Annotated in this window: 14 protein-coding genes; 11 read left to right on the forward strand and 3 right to left on the reverse strand. The window is 51.1% G+C overall.

From position 1 onward, the window contains the following. Positions 1 to 142: 142 nt before the first annotated feature. From fliT to fliD, 3 genes are read right to left on the reverse strand one after another with little or no spacing between them, the layout of a single operon-like run. Positions 143 to 496, reverse strand: a complete 354-nt coding sequence (gene fliT, locus ACFQW4_RS07880; RefSeq protein WP_377724722.1) for a flagella biosynthesis regulatory protein FliT — start codon at positions 494 to 496, stop codon at positions 143 to 145. Next, positions 496 to 903: a flagellar export chaperone FliS gene (gene fliS / locus ACFQW4_RS07885; protein WP_377724724.1), complete on the reverse strand. Its 408-nt coding sequence runs from the start codon at positions 901 to 903 to the stop codon at positions 496 to 498. Before fliS ends, fliT begins: the two co-directional genes overlap by 1 nt. Before the next feature lie 11 nt (positions 904 to 914). Further along, complete coding sequence (gene fliD, locus ACFQW4_RS07890) at positions 915 to 2,357, reverse strand: flagellar filament capping protein FliD (protein ID WP_377724726.1); 1,443 nt, start codon at positions 2,355 to 2,357, stop codon at positions 915 to 917. Positions 2,358 to 2,750: 393 nt separating this feature from the next. Between fliD and ACFQW4_RS07895 the strand changes: the two genes are divergently transcribed. From ACFQW4_RS07895 to ACFQW4_RS07945, 11 genes are all read left to right on the forward strand, one after another. Next, a complete protein-coding gene (locus ACFQW4_RS07895; RefSeq protein WP_377724728.1) occupies positions 2,751 to 3,647 on the forward strand; it encodes a flagellin in 897 nt (298 codons plus the stop codon). A 154-nt stretch (positions 3,648 to 3,801) separates the two neighbouring features. Beyond that, positions 3,802 to 7,146 carry a hypothetical protein gene (locus ACFQW4_RS07900; RefSeq protein WP_377724730.1) on the forward strand — a complete coding sequence of 1,115 codons (3,345 nt, stop codon included), beginning with the start codon at positions 3,802 to 3,804 and terminating at the stop codon, positions 7,144 to 7,146. Positions 7,147 to 7,540: 394 nt separating this feature from the next. Continuing rightward, positions 7,541 to 8,509: an HNH endonuclease signature motif containing protein gene (locus ACFQW4_RS07905; RefSeq protein ID WP_101764045.1), complete on the forward strand. Its 969-nt coding sequence runs from the start codon at positions 7,541 to 7,543 to the stop codon at positions 8,507 to 8,509. Between the two features lie 143 nt (positions 8,510 to 8,652). After that, complete coding sequence (locus tag ACFQW4_RS07910; protein WP_007891379.1) at positions 8,653 to 9,375, forward strand: RNA polymerase sigma factor FliA; 723 nt, start codon at positions 8,653 to 8,655, stop codon at positions 9,373 to 9,375. A 51-nt stretch (positions 9,376 to 9,426) separates the two neighbouring features. Next, entirely contained in the window at positions 9,427 to 9,930 is a 504-nt protein-coding gene (fliZ, locus tag ACFQW4_RS07915) for a flagella biosynthesis regulatory protein FliZ (RefSeq protein WP_007891377.1), read from the forward strand. Between the two features lie 131 nt (positions 9,931 to 10,061). Then, positions 10,062 to 11,048 (forward strand): D-cysteine desulfhydrase, encoded by a 987-nt coding sequence (locus ACFQW4_RS07920; RefSeq protein WP_377724733.1) that lies wholly within the window; start codon positions 10,062 to 10,064, stop codon positions 11,046 to 11,048. 105 nt (positions 11,049 to 11,153) lie between these two features. After that, on the forward strand, positions 11,154 to 11,954 hold the full coding sequence (tcyJ, locus tag ACFQW4_RS07925; RefSeq protein ID WP_101764047.1) for a cystine ABC transporter substrate-binding protein: 801 nt from the start codon (positions 11,154 to 11,156) through the stop codon (positions 11,952 to 11,954). After that, positions 11,954 to 12,622: a cystine ABC transporter permease gene (tcyL, locus tag ACFQW4_RS07930; protein WP_064739084.1), complete on the forward strand. Its 669-nt coding sequence runs from the start codon at positions 11,954 to 11,956 to the stop codon at positions 12,620 to 12,622. Before tcyJ ends, tcyL begins: the two co-directional genes overlap by 1 nt. Continuing rightward, the gene (tcyN, locus tag ACFQW4_RS07935) at positions 12,619 to 13,371 is read left to right on the forward strand and encodes an L-cystine ABC transporter ATP-binding protein TcyN (protein ID WP_064739083.1); all 753 of its coding nucleotides are present in this window, start codon (positions 12,619 to 12,621) and stop codon (positions 13,369 to 13,371) included. Before tcyL ends, tcyN begins: the two co-directional genes overlap by 4 nt. A gap of 236 nt (positions 13,372 to 13,607) precedes the next feature. Next, positions 13,608 to 14,696 (forward strand): acyltransferase family protein, encoded by a 1,089-nt coding sequence (locus ACFQW4_RS07940; RefSeq protein WP_377724735.1) that lies wholly within the window; start codon positions 13,608 to 13,610, stop codon positions 14,694 to 14,696. Between the two features lie 467 nt (positions 14,697 to 15,163). Continuing rightward, positions 15,164 to 16,246: an acyltransferase family protein gene (locus tag ACFQW4_RS07945; RefSeq protein ID WP_101764049.1), complete on the forward strand. Its 1,083-nt coding sequence runs from the start codon at positions 15,164 to 15,166 to the stop codon at positions 16,244 to 16,246. Positions 16,247 to 16,313 lie beyond the last annotated feature (67 nt).

Raw genomic sequence — 16,313 nt, forward strand, 5'->3', positions numbered from 1 at the left:
TGATCGACCTGAAGAAAAAGTCGATCACCATGGGTAAAGGATGTTAAAAAGTGTTCACCATGTCCCCGAACACCTGTCTACCATGTCCCCGGACTGTACAGGGAGAGGGCCGGGGTGAGGGCACCAGCGCGCAGAATCCGAATCAACTCTGCGGCAAATACACACTACCTTGCTTACCATACGCACTCATCACCGATTTCTGCATCGATGACTGGCCCACCAGCTGCGTCAATTCGTCCATGCGCAACTGCAGCAGACGTTTCACTTCGCTCTCATTATCGAGAATATGGCGTAACACCGGACGCAGCTGCTCTTGCAGCTGGCGCGACGGTGCTGCGGCTTCGGTTGTTTGCGCCAGTCTTTGCACCGCACTGACATAGTCCACTTCCTTGGTAATCAAATCATCCCATTCGCCTTCTGCTGCCAAGCGCAGCATTCCATGGCTGAGATCGAGTAACTGTTGGTAAACGGTGACGAGTTGCGGTGCAATATTCATTAAACGGCGTCCTGAAGGTGTTGGGATTGTACGACTTCTTTCCAGGCATCAGAGATATTGCGCAGAAGACCTTCAACTTCCTCCACTGCGCCCACATCATTGTGCAGATTGGCACTTACCAAGCGACGGATCATATAGTCATACAGAGAAAGCAGGTTATCGGATAACTCGTCACCCGCATTTTCCACTAACCCTTGTTTCAAACCGCCATCGATAATATTGATCGCTTTGGATAGGGATATCCCGCGGCCTTCAATGTTACCTTCTTGCATAAACAAGCGCGCGCGAACAATAGCGCTCAGCGCACCGTCGAAAAGCATCACCACGAGTTGGTTTTGGCTGGCGCTCATTACAGCGCTTTCGACGCCCAACCGCGCGTAGGTGCTGGCACCTGACTGGCTGTACATTACGTTGCTCCTTAACTACTGCTGCTACTGCTGCTTGTCGAGGAAAACTGCTGCGTCAGATAAGATGATGTGGCATTCAGCTGCGACATCAACGTATCGAGTTGAGTAAATTGTGTTTTATAACGTGCCATTGTGGCTTCAATGGTCGCTTGCATCTTGGTGTAGCGATCGGCCAACTCATCTATTTGAGTGTTGAAACCGTCGGTGGCGGTTTTAATAATGCCTTCTTTGCCAACGCTAGTGCTCAGCATGGTGCTCAAAGTACTGCTCAGTTGTGTACCAAGGCCGGTCTTTTCACCATCACCCACAAAGAATTGAGAAACAGATTGGGCGTTGCTGGTCAATGCATCTGTCAATTTAGTGTCATCAATCACCAAATTACCGGTGACACCTGATGCGGATACAGAGGGATCGATGGTAATGCCCATCTGCGCCAGAATGGCAAAGCTGCCGCCGCTCTGTGCTTCGGTCAACAGGCTGCTCAAACGGTTCGACACCGTGCGCACTGTGTTATCACCGAGCAATGCACCATTTGACGTAGATTGGTCTGCACCTGAATCTACCGCGGTGTATTTTGTAACGCTGCCAACGACCGATCTCACTTTGTTATAAGCGGTGACAAAGTTTGTGATGGCACTTTTAACGGAATCTACAGATTTATCAACAACTAACGTTTCACTACTGGATGAGGCTGACTTCAGCGTGAAAGTCACTCCTTCTAATGCATCTGAAATCGTATTACTGGCGCTTTCAATATCAATACCATTCACGCTCAATTTGGCATTCTGCGAGGCGGTTTGCACTGACATCGCATTGCTGCTGGCCGTGCTGTCATAGCCAATCGCCGCTTGCAAAGTATCGTCGCCGGTGACCGTCAACGTAATGTCATTATCCGTGCCGGTTTCTTTTGAATTCAGCAGCAGACGATAGTTACCGTCACTGCCTTTAATGGTAGTGGCAGAGACGTTAGCACCGCTATTGTTAATGGCCTTCACCACGCTACTGAGCGAGGTTTCGCTGTCTGACAACGTAATGTTGACCGGATCACCGCTACCTTGTGAAATCGTGATAGTGCGTGATGTGCCGGTTGTGCTGCCCAGCTTAGAAGCATCGGTAATCGGCTGTGAAATCAGCGTCTGCGCTACGGCAATCTGGCTAACCTTAATGCTATAGCTACCGGCGACTGCACTGCTTGCTGTCGTCGCGCTGAAAGCGGTATTGCTGCTGGTGACGGCGGTCGCGTTGAAAGTATCAACACTTTTTAATTTATCAGTCGCAGTTTGCAGTGAAGCCAATGCGCTTTGTAGCTGACCAATCGCGGTAATCTTGCTTTGATACTTGGTTTGTTGCGTAGTGATTGTTGTAAGTTTTGAGTTTTCAGCCGTTTCTAAACTGTCATACAAATCACTGAGGTTCAGACCTGAACCCACACCCAGATTGCTAATCGAAGCCATGACACGTTCCTCGAACGATTAAATGTTCTGGTTTTATCGGCAAGTCGAAATAGAAGTTTACCTTTATTTGAATTTCCTAATGGGCAGAGTTGACGCGTGATTTATTCCTGTTTCTGACGATAGCGTTAGCCACTGAAGGCTGATGTGTAGATCTATAAAAGGAAGTGATAATAAAGAAGGCAGCGAAGAAAAAAACGTGATTGAGCGATGATGAGTTATCATCGATGAAATGAAAGGTCGAGGATGTTTTTATTTAAACTATTGAATAGTATTGAGTATTTATTATTTTGTATTTTTTTCTAAAGCCTGTGAAAACCGTGCCGATACCCTTTTTGACTGCGAGATGCGCCAAGCGTGTTTCAACTAACTAAACCTCTTTAAAGGACTGTTATCATGGCCGTTATCAATACCAACATTTCTTCACTGGTTACTCAAAACAACCTGAACAAATCTCAGTCCCAGCTGAGCACCGCTATTGAGCGCCTGTCTTCTGGTCTGCGTATCAACAGTGCGAAAGACGATGCTGCAGGTCAGGCAATCGCTAACCGTATGTCTTCTCAGGTTAAAGGTCTGACTCAGGCTTCACGTAACGCCAACGACGGTATCTCTCTGGCGCAGACCACTGAAGGCGCACTGAACGAGATCAACACCAACTTACAACGTATCCGTGAACTGACTGTTCAGGCGAACAACGGTACTAACTCCGGTGATGACTTGGTTTCAATCAACAACGAGATCGTTGACCGCGTTAAAGAAATCAACCGTGTATCTGCACAGACTAGCTTCAACGGCATCAAAGTTCTGACCACTGACGTTACCAAAAATATCCAGGTTGGCGCACAGGATGACGAAACTATCGGCATCTCACTGAAGAAAATCGATTCTACTACCCTGTTCACCGGTGTTGCTGGCCTGTCTGGTATCACTGAAGGCTCTGCAGGTGCTTCTTCTGGCGTTGGTATCTTGGCAACTTACACTGCTGCAACCGGTACTACTGCGACCGTTGCAACTGTTGAAACTAAGCTGCTGGCTGCAATCGACAAAGCGATTTCTAACGTTGACTCACTGCGTTCTTCACTGGGTGCGAGCCAGAACCGTTTCGAATCAACAGTTAACAACCTGAACAACACAGTAACCAACATCACTGCTGCGAAGAGCCGTATCGAAGACGCTGACTACGCGACCGAAGTATCGAACATGAGCCGTGCGCAGATTCTGCAGCAGGCGGGTACTTCAGTACTGTCTAAATCTAACCAGGTTCCACAGAACGTGTTGTCACTGCTGCAGTAAGTCTAACCAGACAATCCGCTTAATTAGCATAAAAAATAACGGGTATTACACCCGTTATTTTTTTTTGCATTTTTTACACTGGCTAGCATCGTGGGCGTAATGTGAATTCATGTTTATGCCTTACAGCCAAACCAACTTAGGTAAGTAGGCGGAAATGAAAAAAAAGAGCTCTGATTCAACGCTTCCACTGCAAATGAAAACAGATCAAGTACTAGCGGCACATTTACGACGCGCTCTCGAGTTGTTAGAGAGACACCCGATTGATGCGTTAAATATTATCGTTCCGTTACAGGATAAATACAGCGATCATCCTTTGATGTGGGTGGTGCTTGCTCGAGTATATGAACAATTAGGTAAATTTGTTGAAGCTGCTGAGACTGTAGAAAAAGCCTTAGTCCTGAATCCTCTTTTAAGTGAAGCACTTTATGTAAAGGCGAATGGGCTGTATAAAAAAGAACGTTTCGAAGAAGCCCAACTGTTCCTTGAAAACATCGTTCCTAAATTAAAAAAAACAGAATCACGCCCATTGCGAACATTACTCGCCACTGTACTGCAAAAATTGAAAAAATATGAAAAAGCAATTGAAGCCTATACATTATTGACGGACGAGGATCCGGATAACTGGCAGAACTGGAACAATCTCGGCATGATTTATCAAGATTTAGCGCAGTTTGATAAGATGGATCGTTCCTACTCACAAGCTTCCAAACTTTCAGGAAAAAATCCTTCACCACATTTTAATCATATTGTGGGATTACATTATCACCCAGAAGCGACACCTGAGAGAATTCTCGCCTTATGCCAGCAGTGGCAAACACGTTTTAAGCCTTCGCACAAAGTGAACCGCCAACAATCGGCTATTAAAATAGCTAATAAAAAATTGCGTATAGGCATGATCTCTGAAGGTTTCCGTTCGCATCCAGTCGGTAATATGATCACGTTAGGTTTGTCTCATATTCCGGAAGAACAGATGGAAATTTATGCCTATAGCACGAATTTTCATGAAGATCACATTACACATCGAATTCAACGCATTGCTAAAAAGTGGCAGGTGATTGAAGGCCTTTCGGACAACGCGGTAAATGACCTTATCCGTGATGACCAGATTGATATTTTGTTCGATCTCTGTGGCTATAACTCGAATAGCCGCATGTTGACCTTCCAGCAGCAACCTGCACCCATCCAAATTAAATGGGTTGGTGGATTAATTAGTAGCACCGGATTAGAGGGCATGGATTATTTGCTCAGCGATCATGTTGAAACCCCGGAAGGTACTGACAGCCTGTATACAGAGAAACTGATTCGCTTGCCAGGCGATTATATTTGTTACGACCCACCGCACTATTTACCGCCAGTGAGTGAAGGTCCGGTAAACAAGAACGGCTATATTACTTTTGGTTGCTTTAATAACGCGGCAAAAGTTAATGACCAATTGTTGGCGCAATGGGCAGCATTAATGCAGTGCGTGCCAGAATCTCGTCTTTTCTTGAAGAGTTTCAACTTTAAAAATGAATTACTGTGTGAACGTGTGCGTAGCACACTCGCGCAGCACGGTATCACCTCTGATCGCATAATGCTGGAAGGTTCCTCACCGCATAAAGAGCTGCTAGAGAGCTATAACCGCGTAGATATCGCCCTCGATCCTTGGCCATATTCCGGTGGCTTAACCACTTGCGAAGCGATGGCGATGGGCGTGCCGGTAGTAACGCTGCCAGGCCCAACATTTGCGGGTCGCCACTCGGCATCACACTTGGTCCATGCCGGTATGCCTGAATTGGTGGCGGATAGCTGGGAACAATACATTGATATCGCCGTGGGCCTCACTAATGACCTCAACAGCCTTGGCGTGATCCGTCAACATCTGCGCGATATTTTGCTCTCTTCGCCAGTGTGTGATGGTAAACAATTTGCCGGACATTTCTCTGATGCGATGCGTGCGGTTTGGCAGCGCTATTGCGAAGGCAAAGCGCCGGAAGCTTTGAGCTTGAGCGAAGAAAGTGCGCCATTCTTCCTCGACGATCGCCAGCCGGTCATGCTGCAACATCCATCGCAGCAAGATGTCGCGCAGCAGCAGGTCAAAGTAAAAGACTTTGAGTTCAAACTGTCCGGTAAAGTCTTAATGATGGATTACGGCGGTTGTCTGGCTCGCAGCAGCAAGTTTATCAATCTCACCTCAATGGAAGCGATTCATGCGGTGATCATGGACCCGCTGGCGGCGGTAGAAGACAAGCACTTCCCACTGCGCAAGAAAGATATCCAGCATATCAAGGCGCACTTGCTGAGTGATGGTGAAGAGCATCCGTTCTACATGTGTCTGGACGCGCGCTACAGCAGTGATTTGCCTGCTCTCGCACCGGCTGCGGCCAATGATGCATGGGTTGCGCAACGCGTGTTAACCGAAGTGAAATTCCCGTCTTCCAAGCTGGATGAGATTCATGGCTTGGATCGTCTGGAGTGGTTCTCTGTTGATAACAGCTTCAACCTGAAACAGACCTTTGCTCAAGGCCAGCGCGTATTGCAAAGCTGCCTGTTTATCAATGTGCAATATCGCTTTGAAAATACGCATATGGGTCAACTTAGCTTCAGTGATTTGACTGCCACGCTGGGTGAACTTGGCTTCCAGTTCCATGCCTTTGCTCAAGTGGAATATGCCGCGCCAGTGATCATTAATGATGAGCTGACATTGCCGTCCTCAGCGATGGTCGCGGCACAGCTGCTGTTTATGCCAAACGAAAATCGCCTGCGTGCTTTGAGTTTCGAACAGCGCGAAAAGCTGGCATTCATTTTGCACGCGGGTTACCAAATGCGTGATGCGGCTTATAAGGTGTTGCAGGTGAGTTCACCAGAACGTGCAGAGGCTTACATCGCCAATGAGTTGGATGAAACCACAGTGCCAACAACCACGGCTGCGCAGTTGAAAAACATCATTCCTGAAATGCCGCGTATGTCAGCGGCGGAAACGGAATTGTTCGAACGCTATGTGAAGCAGTCAACGCGCTACTACGAGTTTGGCAGCGGCGGCTCAACCAAACTGGCAACGCGTAACGGTATTGAAGTGTTTGGCGTCGAAAGTGATAAGTTCTGGGTCGATACGCTGCATAAAGAAGCCGGACCTCTGTGCAACGTTGATTACGTTGATATCGGACCGACTAAAGAATGGGGTTATCCGGTGGATAATTCACATCAGGACAAGTTCCCGCTGTATAGCGAAGCGATTAACCAGCACGCACAAGGCTTTGATTTCATCCTGGTTGATGGCCGCTTCCGCGTGGCTTGTACCCTGAATGCGATCAAACATTCACTGGCGACACAAATTGATGCGCAGAATACGCTGATCTTCATCCATGATTTCTGGAGCCGTAGCGATTATCACGCGGTGCTTGAATTCCTGGAGACGGTCGAGAAAGCGGAAGATGCAGGCGTGTTCAAAATCAAGTCCGGCATTGATCCGGTGTATATGGAACGCATGTTGCAACGCTATAAATACATTCCAGCGTAATGATGCGGTAGCGGCGCGATTTATCGCGTAATAAATTGCGCCGCTACAACGCACCTAATACAGCCATCGTGAACTCTGATGGACAGAAATGCTCTGCCCGTAAGCAAAGCGTCCGAGCCAGGATGGCGAGGGCGATCGGCATGGATGCCGGATTTCTTTGCGATCGGGCAGGGCATTTCTGGACTCTGCACAGTCTCGGCAGCAACCTGATGAGATGCAAGATTTCATCCGGTACTAATTCAAATCCGCCATACCCATCCAACCCCAATTTTGACCAGTACCTTACATCCTCGAAAAAGTAACAGCACTGTTACAGTCCACCTCAAATCTGCCGATAACTCCCCTCAGAATCATTCCAATTTTTGAACCACATTTTTCCGTTTCTGGGGTGTCTATGCGCTTCAATTATGACTTGTTACCGGGTGAGCTACTGACCTTCGAAGAGATTGCCCTGCGCTACACGCAGCAGCATCCCGACGAGAAAGAGCTTACCGCACGCGGGTTGCTGAGCCCGTCGACCAGCTTTCGCAATTTGGTGATCCGCGCGCTGTTCGCGCAGGAGGAGATCAACAGCCCGATCGAGGATCTGCTGTTTGTCTCGGACGACAACGAGCGCAAAAACTATCTGCGTCGCTTTGAGCATTACCTGAAAAACCAGCAGGCGTTTCTCTACTTCCGGCGCAACGACGAAGCGCGCAAAGAAGGGCGCTGGAAAGTGGTCGGCGAAACCCAGGTGTTTGCCATGCTCGATCCCAATTCGGCAGCGGCGCAGAATCTGCTCAACAGCCGGGGCTTTAAGCTGGTGCTGATGCGGCAGACCGAAGAGGATGAGTATTGGCAGCTGTTCGATGCGCAGGCGCATCCGTGCTTCCCGCTGTCGCGTAAAATCCAGTTTCTGGTGGTGTTGAGCACGCCGCAATACAAAGTGCCGAGCGGCGTGATGCCCGGCACCGAAGTCGGACGCCGCGTAAAAGCCAAAGTGCTGCAGCGCTCCAGCCAGGCGGAGTTCACCTCGGCGGTAAAAGCGCGCTACGGCGCCTGCATTATCACCGGCACGCAGCTGACCGAACGTCACAGCTGGCCGTGGGTGGAAGCGTGCTACATAGATACGCAAGAGAACGAAGAGGGCTTTCTGGCGGATAACAGCGCCGATAACGGCTTATTCCTGCGTAGCGACCTGCAGCGGCTGTTTATCAACAAAATGATAAGCATCAACGCGGAAACCGGTCAGGTGCTGTTTAATCCTGCGCTGGAAACTGAAGCGTTGATTACCCCTTTTTATCAGGCACTTGAGGGCAAAGTTTGCGCATTATGGGACGCGGTGCCGCCTGGCACGCGGGAAAGACTGCGTAATTTGCGCTAACGCCCGCGCGGATGGCGGTGCGATCCACCGCCATCCATAACAAATTTGAAATAACCTCGCTTTTGCCCGCCTATTCTGCCAATCAAAACCCCTACAGAATTGGATAATCATGCCGATAACTTTACTAACGCAGGGTAGTCAACGTGAACGATCTCTATACCGCCGATGGCGTGATGGATAAACATTCGCTCTGGCAGCGCTACGTTCCTCTGGTGCGACATGAAGCGCTGCGCCTGCAGGTTCGTTTGCCAGCCAGCGTTGAGCTTGACGATCTGCTGCAGGCCGGTGGCATTGGCTTATTAAATGCCGTGGAGCGCTACGATGCGCTACAGGGCACCGCCTTTACTACCTACGCCGTGCAGCGTATCCGGGGAGCAATGCTGGATGAGCTGCGCAGTCGCGACTGGGCACCACGCAGCGTACGCAGAAATGCGCGCGAAGTGGCAGGTGCCATGCATCAGGTAGAACAAGCGTTGGGGCGCTCGGCTACTGAGCAGGAAGTGGCTGAGCGACTGAATGTTTCGCTGGAGGAGTATCGGCAGATTCTGCTCGATACCAACAACAGCCAACTCTTCTCCTACGACGAGTATCGGGAAGAACACGGCGACAGTGCGGAGCTGGTGACGGAGGGGCATGAGGAAGCCAACCCGCTTCATCAGTTGTTGGAAGGAAACCTACGTGACCGCGTGATTGAAGCGATTGAGGCCTTGCCTGAACGTGAAAAACTCGTGCTCACACTGTACTACCAGGAAGAACTGAACCTGAAGGAGATTGGCGCGGTGCTGGAAGTGGGGGAATCCCGCGTCAGTCAACTGCACAGTCAGGCGATCAAACGCCTGCGTGCCCGATTATCGGGGGCGCGCTAACAGTCTCAGTTCCTGGCGATCGAAAAAAACAATAAAACCGGGGACTCAGCAATGGGAGCCAAAGTTAAAGCCAGACCGTTAAGTCGCTATCTTAAAGACTATAAGCACAGCCAAAGCAATTGTTCACACTGTGGCAAAGTTTTAGATCGTATGGCGTTAGTCTTTCGCGGCCAGATCATCAATAAAGAGGCCATCGCACGCATGGACCAAATGATTGACGATCAGGTGTGGATGAAACTCCAGCCAGAATTGACCGCCTTGTGTCGTTTCTGCAGCGATATATTTTGTAATACCCATCCGAATTACTTCGACATTATGGCGTTTAAGCAATACCTGTTTGAGCAGACCGAGATGAGCCACAGTACCATACGTGAGTATGTGGTACGTTTGCGTCGGCTTGATGACATGCTGAAGGCGAAAAATTTCCCGGCCGATCGTTTACGGGGCAATAGCTGGCATGAATGTCTGGAGAACGATCTGCCTGATGCGGGCAATAACAATTACCGCATCGCACTGCGCAAATATGACCAGTTTTTAGGCTGGCAGCAGGGCTGAGGGAGATCCCACCCTTGTTGTTGTCGAGCATGACAGCAACAAGGGCAGCACGCGGTGAATTCCGGGTGCGACTTTTCTCATCTTCTGCAACACTGTATGGATAACTGCACATTGCCCGAATGGAGGCTGCATTGTCCTTACATCTTCTGCACCAGTTCCCCCGTCTTGAATTACTCGGTGCACCAACGCCGCTTGAGCATTTGCCCCGGCTTTCTGACTATCTTGGTCGCGATATCTTTATTAAGCGCGATGACTTCACGCCGGTTGCCCTCGGCGGTAACAAACTGCGTAAACTTGAATTCCTGGCTGCGGATGCGCTGCGCGAAGGCGCGGATGTGCTGCTGACGGCGGGCGCCATTCAATCTAACCATGTGCGTCAAACCGCAGCGGTAGCGGCGAAGCTCGGCCTGAAGTGCGTGGCGCTGCTGGAAAACCCGATTGGCACCGCGTCAGAAAACTACCTCAGCAACGGCAATCGCCTCATGCTCGATTTGATGGATGTGGAAATCGTCATGGTTGATGCGCTGCACAATCCCACTGAACAGCTGGCCGCTCAGGCCGAACACCTCGAAGCGCAGGGATTTCGTCCGTATATTGTGCCGGTTGGCGGTTCCAACGCGCTCGGTGCGCTCGGCTACGTTGAGTGTGCGCAGGAGATTGCGCATCAAAGCGAAGGCGTGGTGGATTTTGCCGCGGTGGTGGTCGCTTCCGGCAGCGCCGGCACGCACGCGGGCCTGGCGGTGGGTCTGGAACAGCTGCTGCCCGAAACCGAGCTAGTTGGCGTTACCGTGTCCCGCAAGGTTGAGGCGCAGTTGCCGGTGGTGGAGCGCATTCGCAGCGCGCTGGCTGAGCAGCTCGAAGTGCAGGCCAAAGCGCCGATCACCTTGTGGGATGATTACTTCGCGCCGCGTTACGGCGAGCCAAACGATGAGGGCATGGCGGCGGTGAAACTGCTGGCGCGCCTGGAAGGCATCATGCTCGATCCGGTCTACACCGGCAAAGCGATGGCGGGATTAATTGATGGCATTGCGCAAAATCGCTTCCGTCGTGAAGGTCCGTTGCTGTTCGTGCATACCGGGGGATCGCCGGCGTTATTTGCTTATCACCCTTCGGTCTGAGACAGAACGTAAAAACGGTTTATAATCCAGCGGTTATTCAAACGGTCGCCGTCGATGGCGGCCTGACAAAGCACACAACAACACATCACAATAAATGGGGTAAACATGACTTTCTCTCCAATTCGTCGCCAAATGGTGATGGGCATGATGGCGGTCGCGCTGGTCGCGGGCGTTAACGTTAAATCCTTCGCCGCAGAAGATTTGCTGGCAAAAGTAAAGAGTAAAGGCGAGCTGCGCGTCGGTCTGGAAGGCACTTATCCGCCGTTCAGCTTCCAGGACGAAAAAGGCCAGTTGACCGGCTTCGAAGTGGAGTTCGCGCAGGCGCTGGCTCAACACCTTGGCGTGAAAGCCGATCTGCGTCCGACCAAATGGGACGGCATGCTGGCGTCGCTGGATTCCAAACGCATTGACGTGGTGATCAATCAGGTCACCATTTCCCCTGAGCGCAAGAAAAAGTATGACTTCTCTACGCCGTACACCATTTCTGGCGTGCAGGCGCTGACGCTGAAGAAAAACGCAGCAACTGTCACCAAGCCAGACGATCTGGCCGGCAAGAAAGTCGGCGTCGGTCTCGGCTCTAACTACGAACAGTGGCTGAAGGATAATGTGCCGAAAGCCGATGTGCGTACCTATGATGATGACCCAACCAAGTATCAGGATCTGCGTTCAGGCCGTTTAGACGCCATTCTGGTTGATCGCCTGGCGGCGCTGGATCTGGTGAAGAAAACCGGCGACACCATGGCGGTAGCGGGCCCGGCCTTCTCCCGTCTGGAATCGGGCGTGGCGCTGCGTAAAGGCAACGACGATCTGCTGAAAGCGATCGACTCCGCCATTGCGGACATGCAGAAAGATGGCTCGCTGAGCAAACTGTCTGAAAAATGGTTCGGCGCGGACGTCACTAAATAATGCAGGAAAGCTTACAACTGGTGCTGGATTCAGCACCATTTTTACTGAAAGGCGCGCTGTTCACGCTGCAGCTGAGTATCGGCGGGATGTTCTTCGGCCTGATACTCGGCTTCGTGCTGGCGCTGATGCGCCTGTCACACTTCTGGCCGATCAACTGGCTGGCACGCATCTACGTGTCGATTTTCCGTGGCACGCCGCTCATCGCCCAACTGTTTATGATCTATTACGGTCTGCCGCAGTTTGGTATCGAGCTGGATCCGATTCCCTCGGCGATGATTGGTCTGTCGCTGAATACCGCCGCTTACGCCTCTGAATCGCTGCGTGGTGCGATTGCCGCAATTGAACGCGGGCAGTGGGAAGCCGCAGCCAGCATCGGCATGACGCCGTGGCAAACGTTGCGTCGCGTGATCCTGCCGCAGGCCGCGCGCACCGCGCTGCCGCCGCTGGGCAACAGCTTTATCAGCCTGGTGAAAGATACTTCACTGGCCGCCACCATTCAGGTGCCGGAGCTGTTCCGTCAGGCGCAGCTGATCACCTCACGGACGCTAGAAGTGTTCACCATGTACCTGGCGGCCTCGCTGATTTACTGGGTGATGGCGACCGTGCTGTCGGCATTGCAAAATCGCCTGGAAGCGCATGTGAATCGACAGGATCGGGAGGGTAAATGAGTGCAATTGAAGTCCGTCAGCTGGTGAAGCAGTTTCACGGCCAGACGGTGCTGCACGGCATCGATCTCGACGTGGCACCAGGCGAAGTGGTGGCCATTATCGGGCCAAGCGGCTCCGGTAAAACCACGCTGCTGCGCAGTATCAATTTGCTGGAAGTGCCGGAAAGCGGACGTATCAAAGTTGGCGATATTGCCATTGATGCGGCGCTCGGCCTCAACAAGCAGAAGCAGCTGGTGCGCCAGTTGCGTCAGCAGGTTGGCTTTGTGTTCCAGAACTTCAATCTGTTCCCGCACCGCTCGGTGCTGGAGAACATCATTGAAGGGCCGGTGATCGTCAAGGGCGAGCCGAAGGCGGAAGCCATCGCGCGTGCGCGCAGTTTGCTGGAGAAAGTGGGATTGCACGGCAAGGAAGAGAGTTTTCCACGTCGTCTCTCCGGCGGACAGCAGCAGCGTGTGGCGATTGCCCGCGCGCTGGCGATGCGTCCGGAAGTGATTCTGTTTGATGAGCCGACCTCGGCGCTTGATCCTGAGCTGGTGGGCGAGGTGCTCAACACCATTCGCGCGCTGGCGCAGGAGAAACGCACCATGGTGATCGTCACCCATGAGATGAGCTTTGCGCGCGACGTCGCGGATCGCGCCATCTTTATGGATCAGGGACGCATCGTGGAGCAGGGCGCTGCAAAAGCGCTGTTCAGCAATCCGCAGCAGGCACGTACCCGGCAATTTCTCGACAAGTTTCTTAACCAATAATCTCCAGCGTCGCCTGATAAGGGCGACGTTTTTCTTATCTGTCCCGGTATTTTTCTTCTCAGTATTTTCCTAAATTCAATTCGCCTGACTTTAATAACCTTATGAATTTTAACGTTTAAATTTCACCAGTATCCTACGCGACTTAGGGTGGTTTCTTATTAGGAAAGTCCCGATTGAGACATCTTTGTAAATATAAATAATTCTTTACAAATTCATGGCGCAATTAGGACATAGCAATGACAACTGCCAGGAAAGAGGTCCTGTGGATCAACACGCTCAAAGGGGGCTGCATTTTGATGGTGGTATTACACCACTCCATCATCACCACGTTCGCGCCTTCGCTGCATCATCTCACGGCTGGGCTGCTGCCAGCGCACTGGTGGGTGGCGTTTAACACCTATCTGTCGCCGCTGCGCATGCCGGCCTTCTTTTTTGTCTCAGGTTTGCTGGCTGCCAGTTCAATCACCAAAAAGAGCTGGAAAGAGGTGTTCACCAAAAAGTTCAGCAACATCGTCTATCTCTACCTGCTGTGGGGCGTCATTCAGTGGCTGAGCATTCACTACATCTCCACCCATCTCGGGGAACGGCTCTCCAGTACTAAAAACGCCGCCTATGCGGACACGCCGTTTGAGTTCGTTAAGCTGCTGATGACCTCGATGACGAGCCTCTGGTATCTCTACGCGCTGGCCGGATTCTTCATGTTCACCAAGCTGTTCCACAAACAGAAGATGGCCTTGATGGCGCTGGCGATCGTCGCGACTTACGCCGCGCAGTTTAGCCTGATTCCCGGCTGGGGACCCGCCAGCGTGGCGCAGAACTATCTCTATTTCCTGCTCGGCGTGTTCTTCAGCCAGGCGTTGATCGAGTTGAGCGAACTGAAGCGTCAGCACTGGTTGATGCTGGGCGGCATTGCGCTCATTGGCCTGCTGCACCATGTCGGCGGCATCTATAAAAATCCGTTCTACAGCTTGCTGACCATCGTGTTTGGCATTGTGCTATGCCGCTTGCTCAATGAACATTTCAATATGGCGTGGCTCAACTGGATTGGCCGTAACACGCTGCAAATCTACGTGCTGCACCGTATCTTTATTGAGCTGCTGGGGCTGAGTGCGATTGTGCTGGCGGTGCATTATGGTTGGTTTGACCATACCGTCTTTAGCTGGGCATGGGCGCTACTGATGCCAATTATCGGCGTTGCGTTGTGTACCAGTATTTCGTTGTTGGTGTGGACGCTGCTCAACCGTGGTCCGGGCCGCATGCTGTTTCTCTATCCGCGCCTGCTGCGCAAACCTGCGCTCGAAAGCAAAAGCGCACCGCTGCAATAACTTTGTTGATCACGCGCCGCACATTCCGTAGCGGCGCAATTCATTGTGCTATAAATCACGACGCTACGGAATGCGCGGTAATAAATCGCTTAGCACAACGCTAATATTCCTGCTTATCCATTTGCCACATTAAATAAACCCACATTTAGGATTTGAATTTAATCTGGCATAAGAAAGGGGGGATTGTTCTTAAATTCCCTGCGCGACAACGATCACACTTATTTTACTTAATCCTCTTTTAGTGACTCAAATTAAGACAAATTTCCTTAGCCTGCTCAGGGTTCTATTTTTGTCTGGATGTGTAAAGTATTGTTATATCAGGACCACAAAAAAACATTTAGGACTTTCGCTACATCATGCCCGCCCCGCCTGTTGAATAATCGTTTAATAATCATAAATGCTACAACGCTTATTTCCTCATCCTTCTTCTTTAAGACCTACACAGCAACAGCAGCGGGAGTCATCATATGAATAACGCCAGGAAAGAAGATATCGCATGGATAAATACCCTCAAGGGAGCCTGCATATTACTGGTGGTGTTGTATCACACCGTATTACCTGGATTCGAAGGCACGGTGAAATTATTGACGGCAGGTTGGATCCCGGCAGAAATATGGGTGCAGTTTAATACCGTATTATCGCCGCTGCGTATGCCGGCGTTTTTCTTTGTTTCAGGCTTATTAGCCACTAACGGTATTTTAAATCGGCCGTGGAAGCAGGTGTTTACCAGTCGCATCACCAACCTGTTTTATCTCTATATTTTGTGGGGCTTTATTCAGTGGTGGTCGATTGTCGGCATCTCAACCGAGATCACCGGGCAGCGTATTTCACAGAACCTCAACGCGGCGTATGCCGGTTCGCTGCTGGAGTTCTTAAAGCTGACATTCCTTGCCATGAGCACCTCGTGGTATCTCTACGGCCTGGCGCTCTATTTCCTGTGCGCCAAGATCTTTAAACAGCAGAAAGTGGCGTTGCTGGTGGTGGCGATTGCGCTCAACTATCTGGCGGTGGAGAAAATTATTCCGTACTGGGGACCCCAAAGCGTAGCGCAGTATTTCCTGTTCTTCCTGCTGGGGGCGTTCTGGAGCCCGATGATGCTGCGTCTCAGTGAATGGCGTCGTGACAACATTGTGCCGTGGGCAATATTGGCGGCGGTCTCGGGTCTGCATATCATCTTTGGTCTGGATAAGAGCCTGTTCCTGTGCATCCTTGCGGTGCTGGGTAGCGTGGCGGCGTGTCGCTGGCTGAACGCGCGTTTCAAAATGAGTTATTTGAATTGGGTTGGGCGCAACACGCTGCAAATTTACGTGATTCACCGCATCTTCATTGAGTTCTTCGGTATGTCGGCGATTCTGTTCGCCCAGCGCCATCACCTGTTTGAGCAAGCATGGTTCTCCATTCTGTGGGCCTGTTTCTATCCGCTGGCGATTGTTGGCATCTGTTCGCTGTGTTCGGTGGCGGTGTGGCAGGTGACTAATCGTGGATTGGGGCAGTCGCTGTTTGTGTTTCCAACGCTGATCGGGTTGAAGCGGAATAAGTCTGCGGCCTGAAAATTCACGCGATGAATCGCGCCGCTACCAAATCATGCACTGACTGTAGCGGCGCACTTTATTGCGC

Origin of the sequence: Pantoea sp. GCM10028869, from assembly GCF_042666835.1 — a bacterium.
Taxonomy (GTDB): Bacteria; Pseudomonadota; Gammaproteobacteria; order Enterobacterales; family Enterobacteriaceae; genus Pantoea; species Pantoea leporis.